16 protein-coding genes and 1 pseudogene are annotated in these 18883 nt (G+C 47.3%); 11 read left to right on the forward strand and 6 right to left on the reverse strand.

What is annotated here, in order from left to right:
* The first annotated feature begins 87 nt into the window (after positions 1 to 87).
* The gene (locus tag DLM76_RS12275) at positions 88 to 1275 is read left to right on the forward strand and encodes a hypothetical protein (RefSeq protein ID WP_118965370.1); all 1188 of its coding nucleotides are present in this window, start codon (positions 88 to 90) and stop codon (positions 1273 to 1275) included.
* Between the two features lie 174 nt (positions 1276 to 1449).
* Positions 1450 to 2616 carry a hypothetical protein gene (locus DLM76_RS12280; protein WP_135582194.1) on the forward strand — a complete coding sequence of 389 codons (1167 nt, stop codon included), beginning with the start codon at positions 1450 to 1452 and terminating at the stop codon, positions 2614 to 2616.
* Here the strand turns inward: DLM76_RS12280 and DLM76_RS12285 are convergent.
* Positions 2613 to 3029, reverse strand: coding sequence for an SRPBCC family protein (locus tag DLM76_RS12285; protein WP_118965372.1), 417 nt, complete (start codon positions 3027 to 3029; stop codon positions 2613 to 2615). The two genes, DLM76_RS12280 and DLM76_RS12285, sit on opposite strands and share 4 nt — an antisense overlap.
* 123 nt (positions 3030 to 3152) lie before the next feature.
* Here DLM76_RS12285 and DLM76_RS12290 point away from each other — a divergent pair, with 123 nt between their 5' ends.
* Complete coding sequence (locus tag DLM76_RS12290; protein ID WP_118955996.1) at positions 3153 to 3767, forward strand: helix-turn-helix domain-containing protein; 615 nt, start codon at positions 3153 to 3155, stop codon at positions 3765 to 3767.
* 74 nt (positions 3768 to 3841) lie between these two features.
* Positions 3842 to 4879, forward strand: a complete 1038-nt coding sequence (locus DLM76_RS12295; RefSeq protein ID WP_167450761.1) for a hypothetical protein — start codon at positions 3842 to 3844, stop codon at positions 4877 to 4879.
* Positions 4880 to 5406: 527 nt separating this feature from the next.
* Here DLM76_RS12295 and DLM76_RS12305 read toward each other — a convergent pair.
* Entirely contained in the window at positions 5407 to 6879 is a 1473-nt protein-coding gene (locus tag DLM76_RS12305) for a sodium:proton antiporter (protein ID WP_118965592.1), read from the reverse strand.
* Between the two features lie 243 nt (positions 6880 to 7122).
* Between DLM76_RS12305 and perRB the strand changes: the two genes are divergently transcribed.
* Positions 7123 to 7572, forward strand: coding sequence for a peroxide-responsive transcriptional repressor PerRB (perRB, locus tag DLM76_RS12310; protein WP_118955994.1), 450 nt, complete (start codon positions 7123 to 7125; stop codon positions 7570 to 7572).
* A 73-nt stretch (positions 7573 to 7645) separates the two neighbouring features.
* Here the strand turns inward: perRB and lpdA are convergent, their stop codons facing one another.
* A complete protein-coding gene (gene lpdA / locus DLM76_RS12315; protein WP_118965374.1) occupies positions 7646 to 9064 on the reverse strand; it encodes a dihydrolipoyl dehydrogenase in 1419 nt (472 codons plus the stop codon).
* An 81-nt stretch (positions 9065 to 9145) separates the two neighbouring features.
* Positions 9146 to 9889, reverse strand: coding sequence for a class I SAM-dependent DNA methyltransferase (locus tag DLM76_RS12320; protein WP_118955992.1), 744 nt, complete (start codon positions 9887 to 9889; stop codon positions 9146 to 9148).
* Between the two features lie 447 nt (positions 9890 to 10336).
* On the opposite strand from DLM76_RS12320, the pseudogene DLM76_RS12325 reads away from it, so the two are divergent.
* The 4 genes and pseudogenes from DLM76_RS12325 to DLM76_RS12340 form a co-directional block, all read left to right on the forward strand.
* A pseudogene (locus DLM76_RS12325) lies at positions 10337 to 11122 on the forward strand (nucleotidyl cyclase domain-containing protein); the annotation flags it as partial.
* Positions 11113 to 11625 carry a chemotaxis protein CheX gene (locus DLM76_RS12330; RefSeq protein WP_118955990.1) on the forward strand — a complete coding sequence of 171 codons (513 nt, stop codon included), beginning with the start codon at positions 11113 to 11115 and terminating at the stop codon, positions 11623 to 11625. The pseudogene DLM76_RS12325 and the gene DLM76_RS12330, both read left to right, overlap by 10 nt.
* A gap of 66 nt (positions 11626 to 11691) precedes the next feature.
* Positions 11692 to 12732 (forward strand): alpha/beta hydrolase family protein, encoded by a 1041-nt coding sequence (locus DLM76_RS12335; RefSeq protein WP_118965376.1) that lies wholly within the window; start codon positions 11692 to 11694, stop codon positions 12730 to 12732.
* 299 nt (positions 12733 to 13031) lie between these two features.
* The gene (locus DLM76_RS12340; protein ID WP_118965377.1) at positions 13032 to 14537 is read left to right on the forward strand and encodes a flagellar assembly protein A; all 1506 of its coding nucleotides are present in this window, start codon (positions 13032 to 13034) and stop codon (positions 14535 to 14537) included.
* Between the two features lie 287 nt (positions 14538 to 14824).
* Here the strand turns inward: DLM76_RS12340 and mtnA are convergent, their stop codons facing one another.
* Positions 14825 to 15913 carry an S-methyl-5-thioribose-1-phosphate isomerase gene (mtnA, locus tag DLM76_RS12345; RefSeq protein WP_118965378.1) on the reverse strand — a complete coding sequence of 363 codons (1089 nt, stop codon included), beginning with the start codon at positions 15911 to 15913 and terminating at the stop codon, positions 14825 to 14827.
* A 163-nt stretch (positions 15914 to 16076) separates the two neighbouring features.
* Here mtnA and DLM76_RS12350 point away from each other — a divergent pair, with 163 nt between their 5' ends.
* Positions 16077 to 17060: a rhomboid family intramembrane serine protease gene (locus DLM76_RS12350; RefSeq protein ID WP_241548240.1), complete on the forward strand. Its 984-nt coding sequence runs from the start codon at positions 16077 to 16079 to the stop codon at positions 17058 to 17060.
* 145 nt (positions 17061 to 17205) lie between these two features.
* Positions 17206 to 17670, forward strand: coding sequence for an LIC11177 family protein (locus DLM76_RS12355; RefSeq protein WP_118955986.1), 465 nt, complete (start codon positions 17206 to 17208; stop codon positions 17668 to 17670).
* A 153-nt stretch (positions 17671 to 17823) separates the two neighbouring features.
* Here DLM76_RS12355 and DLM76_RS12360 read toward each other — a convergent pair whose 3' ends face one another.
* Positions 17824 to 18816, reverse strand: coding sequence for an HpcH/HpaI aldolase/citrate lyase family protein (locus tag DLM76_RS12360; protein ID WP_118955985.1), 993 nt, complete (start codon positions 18814 to 18816; stop codon positions 17824 to 17826).
* Between the last annotated feature and the right edge of the window lie 67 nt (positions 18817 to 18883).

The raw sequence follows: 18883 nt of genomic DNA on the forward strand, positions 1-18883 counted from the left end.
ATTCTTTGAAAATCGTTCGCATTTACCGGTTTATAATTTTTTTCTGAAAAAATAATCGGAAATAGGGGTTATTCTAGAGAGGCGATCATGAAAAAAGTTATTTCCATTCTGCTTTCTGTTCTCCTGGTTTCCGCTTGCGCGCAGGCCGATAAATTCAGTTTCGATACTTCGAATCCTTTGGCGCTTTTGGCGCAGATTTCCTGGAGCATCAATGCCGTTCCGAATACGGGCTCCGGCACGACCAACTTCGTTGCCGTCGGTGAGAAATGTTCCTCTTGGAACAGCTCGGACGGTAAGACTTGGACGTACAGCAATACGAAATTCTCCGGTTGTACGGACGGTTCTATTTCCGCGATCGCGTACGGCAACGGGACTTGGGTGGCGGTCGGCGCTTTGAACGCGAACGGAGGCTGCGGAATTTGGTCGAGCAAGGACGCGGAAACTTGGACCGCTTCTTCCTGCGCTTCGAACCCGAGCCCGCCGAACGGAACTCCCGCTTTACATCCGTTATATACGATCGTCTATGCGGGAACCCGTTTTTTTGCGGGAGGACCGCATAACGGTTCCACTACGGGCGTGGGATTTTTCGGTCAGGTTTCGAGCGACGGTTCTTTGTGGCAGTATCTTTCTTTGACGGACGGCTCCAGTTATATCGGTTCGGATTATCTTTATTCTTCTTCCTATAATTCCGTTACTTCCGAAGTGTATTTCAGCGGTGTGCATAACGTGAACAGCGAAGTGATCAGTGTCGCGCTTCCCGGTTTAGGCCAATCTTCCGTTTCCGTTTCGATGATTTCTTTCAGCTACGGTGTGTTAGCTTTGAAGTCGGGTCAGGTTCTCGTATACGGGGACGATAACTATACTTCTCCGACGATGGGAGTCGTGAAGATCGGAAATTCGATCACGACCGTAAGTTCGGCAAGTTCTTCGAACACGGGAGTGACAAGTCATATCAATATCGCCGCGGAGGGAAAGGATAAGATCGTCATTCTCGGGAACCAATGTAAGATCGATTATTATCAATTCGGTTTAAACGTTTGGCATCCGGGGATTGCGGCGCCAGCGCCCACCATGACGAATTGTTCCGGTCTGGATTGGACTTCGATGGCTTACAATTCTACTCTGGATCTTTACGTTGCAGGAGCGCGCGTCAGCGGAAGCACCCCGACCGCCTTCGCGTATTCAACGACCGGCCTTCCTTCCGCCTGGACCGTCGTAACGCAGGCGTCGGCCGGAACACCTGGACCGGCCGTCTTAGGAATCGCCACCAAGTAAGGTCGAATCAGCGGAGTCGTCGTTCATTCCTGGGAGAATGACGTTCATTCCGAATATTCAAATTTTCGTATTTTCCGAAATTCTCATTTGTTGTTTTGTTTAGAGATCGGAAACCGTTTTCCAAAACGAAGTCGGTTTAAAAAATCCCAGAGCCGATCGATTCGGAGAAAACGAGTGAGACGCGGTTATTCTTCCCTTGTAATCCTTTCGATGATTCTATGTTCCTGCGCTCAAGCCGATAAGTTCAGCTTGGACGCTTCCAACCCGATGGCTCTTTTGGGGCAGATCGGTTGGAGCCTCGGCCTTACGCCCTCGAACGCCTCTGCTATCAGCGGAACACAATTCGTAGCCGTCGGAGACAATTGCACTTCCTGGACTTCCCAGGACGGAATTTCATGGAAGTTCAGCGCTTCCCGATTTCCGGGATGCAGCGGCGGTTCTTTGAAGAACGCAGCCTATGGTAATGGAACCTGGGTCGCCGTCGGAACGACCAACGGAGGAGGCAACTGCGGAATCTGGTCGAGCAAGGACGACGGAGAAACCTGGGTATTGCGCGCGTGCGATCCCGTAATGATTGCATCGGCTCCTACCACCAAACCGCTGTTTGGCGTTACCTACGGTGCGGGACAATTTTGGGCCGTGGGGCAAAAAAATCAATCGTCCAACGGAACCGATTATTTCGGGCAACATTCTTCGGACGGAATCGCTTGGCAGTATATGGGAATCACGGACGGTTCCTCCTACATCGGGACCGACTATTACAACACGGTCTCTTACAACGAGGTCGCATCCCAATTGTATTTCAGCGGAGTTCATTCCGTAAACCCAGAGTTCTCGGTCGTTAACATTCCTTCCCTTGCGAACTCGTTTCCTGCGGTGGGAATGGCGAGTAACGTAAATCAGGTTTTGGCTTTGAAGAACGGAAGCATTTTTATCTACGGCGATGCGGACAATCCCGGAACGGAAGCAAAAATCGCTTCATCCATAGCGAATGTAGGAAGCGCGATTCCGTTACCAACGGCGATTCAAGTTCACGCAAGCATCGCGGTGGAAGGAAAAGACAAGATCGTTTTATTCGGAAATTCCTGTTCTATGGATTACTATCAGTTCGGATTGGACGTTTGGCATCCTTTGGATGTAAGCGTGGTTTCGGGTTGTTCCGGAAAAAATCTTCTCGGAGCGGCTTACAATTCCGCTTTGGATCGATACGTGGTCGCGGGAACTGCGAACTTCTTTGCGTATTCGACGAGCGGACTTCCTTCCGCGTGGACCGCGGTTACGCCCGATCTCGGAGGAGCGTCGGCGCAAGCGGTCAACGGAGTTGCATCTAAGCAACGTTAGGCGGCTTCCGCAAGTTGGGCGAGATTTTTCATCGCGCTGGGTAATTCTTCCCGGATTCTATTTCCGATTACGCGGGAGAATAGGAAGGAAAGAGGACCTGTAAACGTTACGGTATGCACGAACTTCGTTCCGGAAGGAACGGGAATGAGTTCGTGTTTGAATTCTAATTTGCAAAGGGGAAGTTGTGTGAGATCGGAAAAGAATTCCTTCTCGCGCACTTCCGTAAGACGAAACCAGGTTTTCGGTCCGCCCTTGGGTTTGAGCATTCCCTTGCTTCCCGTTTTAAATTCTCCCTCTAAAAGAGAATCTTCGACTTCGTGATCCCAGCGTTTCCAATTCGATACGTCTTGGTAGAGTTTCCAGAGTTTGGCCGCGTTGGCTTGGGTGATTTCTTCGTGTTGGATGCGTTTCATATTCTTATCCTGTAAAGATTGTAGCTATATTTATAATAATCGCGATTATTAATCAAGTCTATTTTTTTCAGGTCCGGAGTTTTAGATTGACAGAATTCTGCTATATTAGACAAAAAAAGTGTAATGAACCCATCCATGGAAGAATTGGAAGCAGGTAAAGAATCCCCCTCCAGTGAACATATCACGGAAGTCGTCAAAGAAAATCTCAAACTGATTCGCCATACGAAAGGATTCTCCTTGGATAAGTTGGCCTCCCGTTGCGGTGTAAGCCGTGCAATGCTTTCGCAAATCGAGCAAGGAAAGAGTGTTCCGACAATTTCCGTTCTTTGGAAGATCGCAAACGGTTTAAACGTTCCTTTCAGCGAACTTCTCAAAGAGAAAGGCACCGAAGGCGTGATCGTGATGAAAGCGGAAAACACGAAGGTTTTGTTTTCCAGTTCAAAAGTCTTTTCAAGCCGCGCACTTTTCCCTTATAACGGAAATCGAAAAACCGAATTTTACGAACTCATTTTAAAACCGGGCGGGATCGAAGTCGCCGAATCCCACCAATCCGGAACCACCGAAAACATCGTGGTCGTTTCGGGAAAACTCCGTCTGCGAGTCGGAGAGAAGGTCGTGGAATTGGAACCGAAAGATTCCGTTTTTTTCAGAGCCGATATTCCGCACGAGTATTCGAACCCGACCGATCAGGAAACACTGATGTATCTGGTCATGGATTACAGAGACGAAATCAACTAATTCCTAAAAAAGATCTTTCCATTCTTTGTCCGCAACGGAGAATCCTTCGGATATTTCCTTTAGGATATCCAAGAATGCCGAAACGTCTTTCTCATACGATTCTTCCTTTTGTTTTGTTTGTCAGAATACCGTCGACGATCGGTGCGATTTTGATTTTGTTTTCCGCGTTCTTTGCTTTGAGCGCGGAGAGTCTTCCGCCTATCACCGCACCCGATCCGGACGCGCGTTACACCGAACAAATCTCCTGTCATCCGAACGATTGTATTTCCTTAAAACTCGAAGACATTCTTGCGGAGGGAAGCGTTAAGTCCAAGATCTCCGATCTGATGGCCCAGAACGCCGGTAAGATTTTGATCGATACATCGAACGCGCCTCGCAAGATCGATTCCGAGGATTTGGACGATGTTCGTACCCTTCTGGAAGAAATTTCCAAACGCGACGGAAAGGTCGCAATCGAAAAGCTGCATATTGCGATTCGTTCGTTTCAGATTCCGGATCCTCCTTTTTTAAAGGACGTCGGTCTCGTGGGTTGGGACGTTTTCAAAAGAATCTACAAGAAGGTTTATTACCGTAGAACTTCGGAATATCACGCGAAGGTTTTGTATCATCCCGAAACGACGAACATCTTTCTGGTTTATTTCGTTCACCGGAAATACGGAGATATCTGCAACACGGTCTTTGCAAGCTGCAACGAGATCGAATATCTGGACGACGATACGTTCGATCTTCAACTTTCGCAAGCCTTGCGCGAATCGAAGGAAAAGAAGATTCCGGTGAAGGTCGCCTTTCGTCAAACTCCCGCGCTTCTTCCCGAAGCGAAGATCGATCTGGAATATTTGAAAGGTGTCAATCGTTCGACCCGCATTTATAAGTGGATGGCTGCCGGTAAGGAAAGGGAAGTCAAACCCGTTACCAAGTCGCGCTTTCTTGTGTTTCAGGCAGTCGTTACCGCGATCGATTATTCTCTGACCGTGTATGATCTGATTTCCGCGTTAATTTTATACAAACCCGCAACGGAACGGAAGATCGAAGTGAATTATATCGATTCGCCGCAGGGCAAACAAATCGATTCGATCATCTTTCTTCCTCCGGAGGAAGAGACGAAGAATTGAACCGGGGCTTTACCGTTTTGCTTGGTAGAAAGTAAATTCGAATTAGTCGATCTTGTCGGAAGATTTCGGTTTTTCGGAAATTGTGGGAACTCATACAATGCGCACGATTTTAGAATTCGATTCTTAGAGCTGTGGGAACTCATACAAAATCCGGGTTTTACGATCGAATCCTGAAGCGTAGGAACTCACACAACCCGCGAGAGGGATGCGCAGGGCTTGTCTCGAAGCGCGCTTTTGGGAATATTCGATTTCCGCGCGAAGAGATGAGCGAGCAGCGAACCCGGAGCAGCGCGTTTCCCGCTTTGCGGGAACTCGCCCAAAAATCGACAATCTCAATTGGTCGTCTTGTCGGAACATTTCTTTTTTTTAGAAGTGTGGGAACTCATACAAATATGCGGGTTTTACAATCGAATCTTGAACTGTGGGAACTCACACAGTTTCAGAAATTTTATATCAAACTTGAAGAAAGGATTTGAAATTGGGAAAAGGTCCCGACCTTTCCCGCAAAGGAAAGGCCGGATTGCTTTTTAACGGAAGAATATAAACGTAAGCAGAATAAACGTAGGAATCAGAATTGCGAAAGAATACACAACGTATCCTCCGAAACTCGGCATCTTTACCTTGTTCTCTTCCGCGACGGATTTTACCATAAAGTTTGGCGCATTTCCGATATACGTCAATGCACCCATAAACACCGCACCGACCGAGATCGCTTTCAGAATACTTTCCGCGTGTGGGTCCGCTAAAATCTGTGCGACGTCGTTCATTCCCAACGTTCCTTTCGCCAATGACAAGAACGTTAAATACGTTGGAGCGTTATCCAAAACTCCGGAGAACAAACCGGTTACCCAGAAGAACTGCCATGTTTCCGTTACACCCAATTCTTTTCCGTGGTGTTCCAAAAGAATGAGCGCGGGAATCATCGTAATAAAGATTCCGATAAACAGATACGCGACTTCCTGAATCGGATGCAGTGTGAACTTGTTGTGTTCCCGCACGTGTCCTTTGGTGGTCACTTTGGAAAGTACGATCAGACCGATCAAAACTCCTTCGCGGATAAACGCGATGTACGGATTTTTCGCGATCGCGGGAATGTAATTCTGATTTAAGAACGCGACGGACAAGACCACTCCGAGAAGCCAAATGAAATTCACCTGACCTTCTAAGCTGATCTTTTCGTGACGCTTGTGATCCTTGTTGAGATCCGTTCGCGTTTCTTTTTTATACGCGATCGTATCCCAGATGAAATACAGAATCAAAAGAAGAATCCCCGCAACGAGCAGCTCCGGTAAAAGTTTAAACGTCCAGGTAAACGGAACCCCGATCAAATATCCGAGGAACAAAGGAGGATCTCCGAGAGGCGTCAAGGAACCGCCGATGTTCGAAACCAAAAAGATAAAAAAGATCACGGTATGAACCACGTGTTTTCTTTCGGAGTTCGTTTTTAATATCGGACGAATCAGAAGCATGGATGCTCCGGTCGTTCCGATAAAGGAAGCGAGGAACGTTCCGATGATCAAGAAGATGGTATTGTTGAGAGGAGTCGCGTTTATATCTCCCTTCAAACGGATTCCCCCCGAAATATAAAAGAGGGCGCCGAGAAGAATGATGAACGGAACGTATTCGAACACGAGCGTATGTACGATCTTTCCGAACCATCCGTGAAGAACCAGAATGGTAAACGAAACCGCCGCTAACGCAAGCGCGAGAATCAGTTTGTTCGTGTTGCTTTCCCACCAATGAGAGGTCGTGTGTGAAACGATGGGTAAAAGTGCGATGCTCAAAAGCATGAGAACGAAGGGAAGCACGCTCCAATACGGAAGCTCTTCTCCCTGCACCTCGTGATGGCCGGAAGCCGCTTCGTCGCTATGGGAAGAATCATGGGTCTCCGTGGTTTGCACGGGCGGTTGTGTTTCTCCCGCCGGTTCGTCCGCTAAAAGCGCAACGGAGGGCAGGGTAAGAAGGATCGCCAGAAGGACGGATGTAAGTTTTTGTTTCATTGCTCGTATCATCTGAAGAATTTTTAGACATTCTCGGGATTTGGAAGAAAGAGTAAAAGTAAAAAGACTTTCTTTGCCTTTTTTTTCCCCGTTTAACACAATCTATTTTGCGAACTTTTTTAGATTGCAGAATTTTTCAAGAAAGAGATGCTTTCCTGAGAAGTCCCCGAATAAAATTGTGCGAAAACGCGATTTACGGATGTCAGATGAATAGAAGGGTTTCCCTCAAGGAATTCTAAGAAGATGGAAGCGTTGTTTGCAAAAAAAGTCTGTTTAACTCCGGCGGAGATCGAACAACGATTGAAGTCCGTTTCCATTCAACCCACGATGCAGAGAATTTCGATCTGCCAGTACGTTCTCTGCGAAGCCGATCATCCCACCGCGGAAGAAGTCAAAGAATGGGTCGATAGCCGTTCCTTCAAAATGAGTTTGGCTACCGTATACAACACGTTGAACATTCTTGTTTCGGCCGGACTTTTGAGAGAATTCAAATTCTCCTGTTTGGGCAAATCCGTTTACGACAGCAATATCGTGGATCACTATCACTTCTTCGACGAGAAGAGCGGTAAGTTTCATGACATCGATCCTTCTCTTCTTTCCCTCAGCTCCAATCTTCCGGCCGAGTTCCTGGTCAACAAAACGGATATTTTGTTAACCGGAAATCTGACACGCGATCTGTCGAGCGACCAGTAGGAAGCGAGACGCTGAGTTCAGAGAGCGTGTCAGCCAACGAGCAGCTTTCTTACAAAGTAAGAAAACTCAATCTTTAAAGATTGATCGCTTCTCCCAAAGCCGCGCCGAAAGACTCCATTACGGTTTCTGAAAGTGTAGGGTGCGCAAAGATCGTAGTCGCGATTTCTTTGGCGGTCAACTCCTGCGTGATTCCGAGTGCGACCGCCGGTAAAAGTTCCGTAACGCCGGGGCCGATGAGATGCGCTCCTAAAATTTCTCCCGTGGCCTTATCCACGATCACTTTGGTAAAACCTCCCGCGTCTCCCATGGCCTGCGCCCTACCGCTCGCGGTAAACGGAAATTTTCCTACGCTGATCGTATAACCCATGTCAGTCGCTTTCTTTTCGGTGAATCCGATCGAAGCGACTTCGGGATGACAATACGTACAACCCGGTATCGCGTTGTAATCGATGGGAATATAGCTCAAGCGATGTGGATTTCCCGCGTGGATCGAAATCGCTTCCGCGGCTTTGATTCCTTCCATCGAAGCGACATGCGCGAGAAGAGGAGGGCCGTTGCAATCTCCGATCGCGTAGATATGAGGCACGCTTGTTTTGTATTTCGTGTCCGTCTTTACGAAACCTTTTTGTAAAAAGACTCCGATCTCTTCAAGGTTCATCGCGTCGGTGTTCGGAACCAATCCGATGGAAACCAAGATCTTCTCCGCTTCCAAAACTTCTCCCGTTGGCGGAAGATTTTTTCCCTTGAGCAGAACCTTCACGTTTCCGTTTTCCAGTTTCGGATCGGAAACTCCGACTCCCGTTAAGACTCGGATTCCCCGTTTTGCGAACGACCTTTCTAAGAATGTCGAGATCTCTTTGTCTTCCACGGGAAGAATCTGATCGAGCATTTCGACTAACGTGACTTTGGTGCCCATCGCCGCGTAAAAGTCCGCGAATTCCACTCCGATCGCTCCCGCTCCCACGATCAAAAGCGACTCCGGAATTTTTTCCTGAACCATCGCGCTTCGGGAGGAAAGAACCGTCGTTTGATCGAAGGGCAAACCCGGAAGTTCCCTGGCTCTTGCGCCCGTCGCCAGAATGAAATATTTCGAAGTGATTTCCTCTTTGGAAGTATCGGGAAGCCAAATCGTATTCGAATCTTTGAATACTGCCGTTCCTTTTTTACGTGTGATCTTGTTTTTGTTCAATAAGAATTCCACTCCGGAAGCCATTCCGTCGGCGACCTTTCTGGAACGAGCGATGATGGAAGGGAAGTCCGGCTTTGCGCTTGCAAGATCGATTCCGAATTCTTTAGCGGAATGCATCTTTTCCAAAAGGTGAGCCGATTCGAGCAAGGCTTTGGTCGGAATGCAACCCCAATTTAGACAGATACCGCCGGGTCTTTCCTTTTCGATGACGCAGACGTTCATTCCCAACTGAGCGCCTCTAATGGCCGCGACGTAACCGCCTGGCCCCGCGCCGATTACCGTAAGATCGTAGGATTCGGGCATAAATTTCTCCGGAACTATTAGAGTCCCTTTCGGAACGGTTCCGCAAGAATTATTTTGGACAAATGGAAAGAATCGCCCGGATCAGGCGCTTTTCTTTTTTAGAACGAGAATCATTCTTCCCGCCGAATTTTTAAACTTCGTCTCGTTGAATCCGGAATAAACGTGCATGATCTCGAATTTATGTCTGAGAATCATTCGTTCGATTTCTGGAAGATAGAAAACGCGCATAACGTGTTTGTCCCGAATTTCCTTCGTATTGATCTGATAGATGTAATTCACTTCCACCATCGTGGAGGTATCGGCCCTGACCAAACGAAAGCCCCGGTTTCTTTGAATCGTGGCGCTTTGGGATTTGATCTGGGCCACTGGAGTGATCGGTTTTCTTTTGATCGTTCGAAGCGGCTCGGCGTTCCAAACTTCGAGGACCGCGAGACCGGCCGGTTTCAAATTCTGCTCCATGAGTTTCAGAGTGGAGTCGATCTCTTCGTTCGTCAAAAGATAGTTAAACGAACCGAAAAGACTCATCACACAATCCAGAAGAACGCCGGATTGATACGTCTGCATCGGAGCGACGTCGAACTTACAATGGGAATATCTCTTTTTGGCGACGTCGATCATACGGGAAGAGGAATCGATTCCCTTCGGACGATAGCCTAAGGATTGAAAATAACGAACGTGTTCTCCGGTTCCGCAACCCATGTCGAGAATCGTCATAATTCTATGTTTTCGGAAAAGCCGATCCAAAAACTTGGCTTCGGAATCGATCTTGCGCGCGGGCTTTTCGATATCGAAGTAGAATTCTGCGAGTTCGTTGTACAACTTCATAAAAAATCGGTTTAGAGGTCTTGGAATCTACCCGTTAAATATATTAACGGCAGTCCGCTTATGAAAATCCAATATTTCGGAATCATTTTCTTTTTTTTTAATTGTTCTCTTGTGTCTCTCGAAAGGCAGACCGGACTTAACAAAAGTCTTTGGAGCGGCGATACGTTGATCTTAGGAGGAATTTCGGTTTCTCTTTTGTTTCTCTTCGGACTGGTTCTGAAGGAAACCGTTCACAAGGCGCCCGATCCTTCCTCGAAGTCCTTTGAGGAGAATGGCGATTCGCACAAGAATGAAATTCTTCCGCGATCGGAGAACTCCGTTCTTACGAACTTCGAATCGAACGCAAAGCGGGATTCGATTTCGGAAACGCAGACTCGGCTCGAACCAACAGGTCGAGTTCGAAACGTTTCGAACCTACGAACGAATCCGAATGCGCACGCAAGTTTCGTCTGGAAGAGGGAAGTCCCCGCACATCCGGAACTCATACTGGCTCATGAGACGTTTTTAAAACAGCTCGGTTCTTATTTGAGTTCCGCCGAAATTTATTTTTTAAGCGGAGAAGTTTCCTTGCTTCTCGCTTCGAGAAAGGGAAAGATCTTTCATCTTCCCGAAAGTCCGGAAGAAAACGTACTCACCGAAAAAAGTCTGCGCGAGTTGCAGGAAGGGAGAATCAGCTTTTCCGAATCGTTCGTGTTGATTCCGCTTTCGACCGGAACTGCACCGTTCGGATATCTCAAACTATCGTTAAACGAATGGAATCTAGTAAACCCGAAAGAATTTCAATCCTGGAAGGAAGAATACGAGGAACAGGTTTCGATTCAATTCGAATCTTCCGATCCCGAAACGGGTTTCGGCAATCTTCACGCGTTCGAGTTGGACAAACTCCGCGCGGACGAGAATATTCTAATTTTTGCAAGTATTCAAACCGATTCCTCGCACCCGTATGTTTTAAAATGGATTTCCCTTTGGACCTCCAAAATCCTTCGGAAAACGATCCGCTTTTATAGAATCCGAAAGGATCGGGTCGCGTTCTTTCTTCACGCGGAAGAATGGGATGCGTTCAGTAAGAATCTGAAGGAATTGATCGAATCTTTGCAAAACGAAAATCATCGCGTCGATCTCAACTTGGGCGTTTCGATTTTAGAAGAAACGAAGGAAGAATGGGTTTCCAACGCGAGAAAGGCGCTGGCCGCATCGATCGAACAAGGACCGAACAGGTATATTTGTCTGTGAGCATCGATCCGTTACTCGACGAAAAATTCATTCTGACGATCTCTCAGATCTTTCCTGAATATCTGGATAAAACGTTGAACGTCACCGCGATCCGCGAGGCGTTCGGGCCTTCCAAAAACGAGGGTCTTTGTTACGAGAACTGCACGATGGTCGAGTTCAAGGGAGAAATCGAAGGGAAACTATTTCTTGCCATGGACGGATATACGAAGTTGAAACTTCTCCCCTTGGTCGCGCGCTCCTTTCACATCGATCCTACCGTACGAGCGGACGCTCCTTCGATTCTGATGGAGTTCGCCAATCAGATCTGCGGAATGTTGATTTCCGAAATGAGGCTCGGAAGATTCGAAGCGGAACAGCTTCCTCCCGAAATTCTCAACCATAAACTCATACCGATCGATTTGGAAACGTATCGGCAATACATCCTGATCTATTTTTTGAAGGACTCGAAAGCCAAAGAATATCTCGGAAGGGTTTATCTCATTCTTTTGATGAAGAAGTTTTAGACAAAAATAACGGTCCTCCGAAAAATTTTTGTGGAGATTTTTCCCGTAGAATAAACCCTCATTCGGATGAATTCTTTCAACGTATGGAAGGGATTGCCCTTTCTACTCGACTATTCCGGAATCAAAACTCCTCCGCAAGCGCGCATAACGGAAACGAGTCTTAGTCTTCCGAACTCCGTTTCCTTAAGAACGAAGATTCTGGAAAGCGGAAAGAATATAAAGGCCCCGGTCATTTATCTCCAGCACGGGATGAGCTTTAAAGGAATCGACGATCCGCGCATTCTCGCGTTGGGAAACAATCTCGCCAACCGGGGCTTTCGAGTGTATCTTCCCGAACTGCCCGAAGTCAAAGGGTTGCTGATCCGTTCCGAAACGATCTCGAATATCCGATCCGCGTTTTTGCAGATTCATGCTTTGGAAGGCCGTCCTCTTTCTTATCTTTCTGCGAGTTTTTCCGCCGGAATGGGCTTTGTCGCATTAGCAAATCCGGAATGTCAGAGCGCTCTTACGGCCGCGCTTTTGATCGGAGGTTATGCGAACTTCGGCCAGACCTTCGCGTTCGTATTAAAAAACTACGAGATCGAAAGTTACGCGGTGAACGTGATGATGTACAACTACATTCATCTGATCCGTTCTAAACACGAAGGCTTAAAGGAATATTTCTTAGAGTCCGCCTTGGACAACGGATTGTCCCGAACGCCCGATGCTCTCCGCGGTCCTAAGATCCTTGCCGGTTTGGGCGAAGACGATCGAATTTTTGTTCGAAAGTTTTTGGAGAATGCGGAATTTCGAAAAGAATCCGCTGTCGCGATCAAAACGGCGGTCGCCGAACCCTTTGTGGAAGCGACTTCTCCCGCTTTCTTTGCGCATGAGTTTATCAAACCCTGTTTTCTGTTGCACGGAGACGACGATCCCGTGATCTCACCGCAGGAATCCAAGGATCTTCGCGAGTTGATTCTGAAGAATGGAAACCGAACGGTTCCGTTTCTGGAAACCAGTCTCTTGACGCACGGAGATCATCTTCCGTTTTATACGCGTTTGACGGAGATTTTGCCGATGGCTTCTTTCTGGGGAGAATATCTTTTTTCCTCGAATCATTCTTCCTGAGCGTGGATTTATCCGTAGCGCCTCGTCTGATAGCCGGCCAAACCAGGCTTTGATCCGTTTGTTTCCCGGAATTTGCCGGTTTGCAAGGTTCTAAAAATCGGCGGGATTCCGGAAGAAATTCGGCGTACCGGTTGTTGAAAAGAATAGGATCTTCTTTTTTATTTATAATTTCACGGTAATATAAGTAAAAAAAAGTTTCATTTCAAGGGAACCTTATATACTACATTTAAGTTCCTTCTCTTTAAGTCGAAATTAGAAAGAGAAATGAACTTCGGTTTAGGCCTGAAGATTGAAATACTATGAATGCGAACGACGAACCTATGAAAACACCAGCAACGGAATCTCAAACCACCCCATCTCCCATTTCCATTGAATCAGCGATCAGCATCGGAATTTCCACCGATCAGCTTTCCGCAGTGATGACCGTAAGACCTTACAATCTCAAAGGAGAAAGCGTATCCAAGGATAAACTTTGGAGCATCATTCTCGACTGGGGAATTCACAGAGAACGAATGTTAGTCGACGAGATCCGAAGAGTTTTGACTCTCTTGGACGAAGCCGGAAAACGAGGGGATTTTACTCCGATCAAAGTCGAAATCGCAAAGGGTGTCGCACCGACTCCGGGCGAAAACGGTTGGGTTCGTTTTTATCATCCTATGGCAAAGCGCGTCAAACTGCTCGAAGACGGACGCGCGGATTTCAGAAATATCGATCGATACATCAACGTAAAAATCGGCGAGAAGCTCGCCACAAAGTTTGAGGGAATTCCCGGCAACCCCGGCTTCGACGTTTTTGGAAATATCATTCCCGCACCGGCGATCAAACGTCCTAAGCTCGTACTCGGGAAGAATATCGAAGAACGGAACGTCGTTGAAGAAGGAAAGGAGCTTCAGGAATACTTCGCTGCGAGCAACGGAGTGATCTTCGTAACCGAAACTTCGATTACCGTTTCTCCCGAACTGCAAATCGCGGGCAACGTCGGCCTTTCCACGGGAAACATTCAATTCGAAGGAAACGTGATCGTTCGAGGAGATATCGAACCCGGTTCCATCGTAGAATGCACCGGATCGCTCGTCGTCTATGGAAACTTGGAAAGCAATCAAATCAAGGTCGGTCAGGATCTGATCGTTCACGGAGGAATCAAAGGTTCGGGAACGGAAATCATTCAAGTAACGGGAAGAGTGCAGGCGAAGTTTATCGAGAACGCGCACCTTGAAACCGAAGGCGATATCATCATCGAAGGTGCGATTTTAAATTCGACGGTCGACACTTTAGGATCCGTTCTTTTGAGCGGCTCCAACGGCAACCTCGTTTCGAGCAAGGTGAGAACGAATGAAGGTGTTTCGGTCATCTCCTTGGGTTCGAGCGCGGAGTTGGACGTCACCGTGGAACTCGGGTTTCACTTTAAGAACGATCGATCCTTTCAGGAAATCACCCGTAAGATTCAGATGGGCGAGAAGGAAATGGAAAAGATTCTTCCGAAAATCCAGCAGATCAAGCATATGGTTCAACGTTCCCGGGGAAATCTTCCCGAGGACAAGAAGGTCGCGTTTAAAACCGTATTCGAAGACTATAATAAGAAATTAAAGATTTTGAATATGCTTAAGTTCAAACAGGACGCTTTGAAGAGTTCCCGTTTTAATCCGGGAGCGGTTCGGCTTGCGGTTCAAAAGGGCGCTTATCCGGGCGCAGTGATTCATTATAGAAGACAGATCGAAAAGATCACTAAGTTTCAGTCTTCGTTTATGATGGTTTTTGAACCGGGTCAGGACAAAGCGATGATGGTCGCTCTGCAAACGAAGTAGTCATTTCGAAAAACGGAATCTTTTTGTCGTAGTTCCGACGGATTGCCGTGATACAAAATCGGCCCCTCCCTGTTTTGGGTGGGGGGTGAGGCGGTGGGATAGAATCGGGAGATTTCCTCGTACCAGAAAATCTCCTTCCCTTCAAGTCAAATTTTCAGGAACCATTCCGTGGGAACTCCGACAATTTTATCCTAAACGCCGACCCATAGGAAGGCGTTTGCTGAGTTGCTGAGTTGCTGAGTTGCTGAGTTGCTGAGTTGCTGAGTTTTGTTCACATCGATCGTCGATCACGCAAAAATCTTTCTTAGATTCTCTTCCGTAACGGGAGAAACGATTCCCCGTTCGGTAATGATTCCGGTGATCAACGAAGCAGGGGTCACGTCGAAGGAAGGGTTCAGCGCCTTCATTCCTTCGGGGGCGATCACTCCTTCGCTCAAGAACGGTTTTCCATCCGCGTTCTTTAAAAATCCGAACGAAGTGACTTCTTCTTCCTTTCGCATTTCGATCGGAATATGGCTTCCATCCGGGATTCTAAAATCCATGCTCTTGGCCGTGGCCGCGACGTAAAAAGGAACTCCGTGGTGTTTGGCGACGATGGCAAGGGGATACGTTCCGATCTTGTTGGCCGTATCTCCGTTGGAAGCGATACGATCCGCGCCTACGACAACCGCGTCGATCTTACGCGAGGACATCACCCAACCGGCCATGTTGTCCGTGATGAGATACGCTGGAATTCCTTCCTCTTTCAATTCCCAAGCCGTAAGTCTTGCACCCTGTAGATACGGTCTTGTCTCGTCCGCGAATACGGTCAGAGAATGACCTGCGTCGCGCAAGGATCGTATAACACCTAACGCGGTTCCGTGCCCGGCGGTCGCGAGCGCTCCCGTATTGCAATGAGTGATGATGTTCAACGCGGAAGGATTTTTCGGAAATAAAGAAAGGGCGTTTTTGGAAAGAGTCAGGTTGTTTCCGAGATCTTCCTCTAACATGAATAAGGCGAATTCCTCCGCTCCATCTTGAAGATCGTTCAGAGTAAACGAATCATAGTTCGTTTCGGGAAAGCGTGCGGAGAATTCTTCGATCGCAAGTCGCAGGTTGACCGCGGTCGGTCTGGATTCTAAAAGTTCGTGCAGCTTTTTTTTGAGTTCCGCTAAAGTCGGTTTCGAGGAAAGTCCGTTTAAATACAACGTGATCCCGAAGGCTCCGGTGATCGCGATCGCGGGCGCGCCCCTTACCACCATTTCCCGGATCGCAAAGATGCAGTCTTCCATCGTTTTTGCGTCGAGATAAGAAGTCGTACCGGGAAGAACTCTTTGATCCAAAAGAGTAAGCTGTTTGTTTCTCCAAAGAATGGGTTTTAATCCTGATTCCTGCATTTTTTTTCTTCCCGACTATAAAGGATGAGGCCCGATTTTTCGATTTAAAGAATGTGATTGAAAAATCATTCTCCTTCTCCCGGAGAATGAGGAAACCCGGGGTGAATTTTTGCCCCGGCTTTGCCTGCTTGACTCTCTGACCACAGTTCGTATTCTATCCAATATGGCAAAAAGAAAATACCGAAACGGATTGTCGCTGTTCGGTTATTCCATTTTTCATCCGATCAATCTGTTTTTAATCGCGAACGTCCTGATTTATATTCTTCAGCTTTTTGCCGGCGGAACGGGAATCATAGAATACTACTTTGCGCTCACTCCCGCGCGCGTGTTTCAAGGATTTTACTGGCAGATTTTTTCATACGGATTTCTGCACGAAGCGTATGGAACTCCTTTCATTCATCTTTTCTTCAACATGTATGTCTTCGTCATGTTCGGCGGTTTGATCTGTAAATACATTCCCGCTTGGAAGTTTACGGTCGTCTACGTCGCGGCTGTCTTGACCGGAGGATTGACCGTAATCCTCGCTCCGATCTTCGTCCAAGTATTAGGAATCCAATATCCGATGGATTTATACCAAACCACCACGCTCGGCGCGAGCGGCGGCGTTACGGGGATTTTGGTTTTGTTCGGAATTCTTTTTCCCGAAACGGAAGTCTTTCTGATCTTCTTTCGGATGAAGGCCCGTTATGCGGCATGGATCTTTGTCGGCGGGGGATTTATCGCGGATATCGTTTCGGTTTATTATTTCCATTCTCCCTTTGTCGTGAGCAACTCCTGTCATTTGGGAGGGGCGCTCGGTGCGACGCTCGTTGCCCCCTGGATTTTAAAGGGAAATTCTTTCGATTCCGGAAAGATCTTTCCCAAGCGCCAACCTCCCCAGGAGAATTCCGAGTCCAAGCCACAAAACCGTTCTTTGGCGGAAGACCTCGATTCTCAAACGCGCAAGAATCGCGAACTGCTCAGCAGTCTTGGTAAGAAGAATTCCTTTACCGATCAGGAAACATTTCTGACTCCTTTGCAACAAACGAACGTGAATTTATGTCCGCCGCCCACGTATCAATCCGAAGACCCGTTCTGCCTACGTTGTGAATGGCTTCCGAACTGCGCTTTACGAAAGCTGAAATTAGAGAGGGAATCGGGAAACTAATTGTTTCCGGATTCTTTTTTAGGCGCCTCTATCAAAAGAGACTTTTTTTCCAAGAAAATTCGTCGTATAAATTGTTTATAATAGCGGAAGAAGCCTCATTCTCCGATACAATAAAATAGAACCATTTCAAAGATAGGGTGTAATTGTGACTCAGAATAAGAAGAGCGCTTTATTTGACATTTTAAAACGCGAGAAATTGGAGAAGCTTCAGAAAAAGAACGCCCCTCCGAAAAACTCCGCGCCGAAAGAGAAGTCGCAAACACCCGCGATGGAAACTTCCGGGGAGAAGTCAGCGCCCGCCGATAAAAAAGATCAGGTTTCCAAGATCTACAAGGCCATGGAAGAGGTGAAACTCGACGTTCGTTATTATTTTTTAGAGGACGAATACAGGGATAAGATCGCGGGGATTTATATCAAAAACGAGGCTCATCTGGATCGCCTCGGAATCGAAGCCAAAAAATATTTGGATTACGCCCGCGAAAGTTTCGATCGTTACAAACAACTCGATAAGAAGATGCCTCTTGAACCCATGAACAAAAAGTCTTGGGATCACGTCGAAAAGAGCTTAAACGAACTCATCGCCAAACTTCTCGAAAAATTCGTGAAATAAAAATTCGATTCGATGATGGATGACCGATTCGACGGAAACGAACCGGTTTCATTTCTTTTCCGAAATGAAAGATTCCGATGTTTGAATCGATCAACGCACAAAAAAAGCCGCAATCTCTTGCGGCTTTTTAATTTCGAAAATTCTAAACTAAAATCAGTTAAAGAATCTTTTGTTGGCTTCTTCAGGAATGGAGATTCCGGTGAGTTTCGCCTTTTGGATGATTTCCCAGAAATATCTGTAAGTCGCACGGTCGTGAAGATCGCCCGCGTACTGGATCGGTCCCCATTCCGCGTTTTGCGCTTGGATGAGAATTTCAGCCGCAGTCTGCACTTCGCTGTAATCCGGAGCCATCGCGTCTAGAATCGCTTGGATCTGAGTCGGATAGATGGACCACATTCTCAAGAAGCCGAAATCATCATGGGCGCGTTTTGCGTCCTTGTATGTTTGATACTGGTTCTTAAGATCGAGAGTTACGTTGTGCGCAGGGATCACTCCGTTTGCAAGAGCCGCCGCTACGAGATTCGCTTTTCCTCTTCTTAAAAGTTCGTGGTCGAACTGGCCCGGGCTTTTCATACAAGAAGCGGGAATCGCTCCGTGGTGTCCGGAGATGAAGTCCATTAAACCGAAGTCGAGAACTTGGAGCCAAGGAAGAGCCGCGATCTTTTCGATTTCTTGAAGCGCTCCGTTGGTTTCGATCAATACGTGAATCGGAATTTCTCTTTTGATTCCCGCTTTTTGAACCGCTTTTTGGATGTAAGTGATCATTTCCTCAACCTGAGCCGCGCGGGTCGGTTTTGGAATAGTGATGTATGCGATTTTTTCTCCGGCTCCGGGAACGATGATGTCTACGTCTTGTTTCCAGTATGCGTTCGTATAGTCGTGAATTCTCACGCCGCTCATTTTGTGTTTGTTCAGTTCGCTGTTCTGAAGACGAACGATGAGTTCCGCGTGTTCTTTTTCTTTTCCGGTTTGCGCGCCGTCTTCGCAGTCCATGGTGATGTCGAAGAGTCCGCCGAGTTTGTTCTGAAGTTCGAGGGCTTTTGTAATCAGCTTTTCCGATCCTGCAAAGTGCTCACAGGCAGGAATGATAGGGAAAGGCTTTTCTCCTTCGAAGAGCGCCTCTCTTGGATGAGTCAATTTAGACATAGAGATACCTTTAATTCTTATTTCGAGCCTGCAAGTGAGGGTGAAAAGGCTCTAAATACAGGTTTCG

This window comes from Leptospira yasudae, assembly GCF_003545925.1.
Lineage (GTDB): Bacteria > Spirochaetota > Leptospiria > Leptospirales > Leptospiraceae > Leptospira > Leptospira yasudae.

Bases quoted from the DNA above. Each gene is read 5' to 3' on its own strand.
- DLM76_RS12275 (WP_118965370.1), top strand. From the start codon at position 88: ATGAAAAAAGTTATTTCCATTCTGCTTTCTGTTCTCCTGGTTTCCGCT.
- DLM76_RS12285 (WP_118965372.1), bottom strand. From the start codon at position 3,029: ATGAAACGCATCCAACACGAAGAAATCACCCAAGCCAACGCGGCCAAA.
- DLM76_RS12290 (WP_118955996.1), top strand. From the start codon at position 3,153: ATGAACCCATCCATGGAAGAATTGGAAGCAGGTAAAGAATCCCCCTCC.
- DLM76_RS12295 (WP_167450761.1), top strand. From the start codon at position 3,842: ATGCCGAAACGTCTTTCTCATACGATTCTTCCTTTTGTTTTGTTTGTC.
- DLM76_RS12305 (WP_118965592.1), bottom strand. From the start codon at position 6,879: ATGAAACAAAAACTTACATCCGTCCTTCTGGCGATCCTTCTTACCCTG.
- perRB (WP_118955994.1), top strand. From the start codon at position 7,123: ATGGAAGCGTTGTTTGCAAAAAAAGTCTGTTTAACTCCGGCGGAGATC.
- lpdA (WP_118965374.1), bottom strand. From the start codon at position 9,064: ATGCCCGAATCCTACGATCTTACGGTAATCGGCGCGGGGCCAGGCGGT.
- DLM76_RS12320 (WP_118955992.1), bottom strand. From the start codon at position 9,889: ATGAAGTTGTACAACGAACTCGCAGAATTCTACTTCGATATCGAAAAG.
- DLM76_RS12335 (WP_118965376.1), top strand. From the start codon at position 11,692: ATGAATTCTTTCAACGTATGGAAGGGATTGCCCTTTCTACTCGACTAT.
- DLM76_RS12340 (WP_118965377.1), top strand. From the start codon at position 13,032: ATGAATGCGAACGACGAACCTATGAAAACACCAGCAACGGAATCTCAA.
- mtnA (WP_118965378.1), bottom strand. From the start codon at position 15,913: ATGCAGGAATCAGGATTAAAACCCATTCTTTGGAGAAACAAACAGCTT.
- DLM76_RS12350 (WP_241548240.1), top strand. From the start codon at position 16,077: ATGGCAAAAAGAAAATACCGAAACGGATTGTCGCTGTTCGGTTATTCC.
- DLM76_RS12360 (WP_118955985.1), bottom strand. From the start codon at position 18,816: ATGTCTAAATTGACTCATCCAAGAGAGGCGCTCTTCGAAGGAGAAAAG.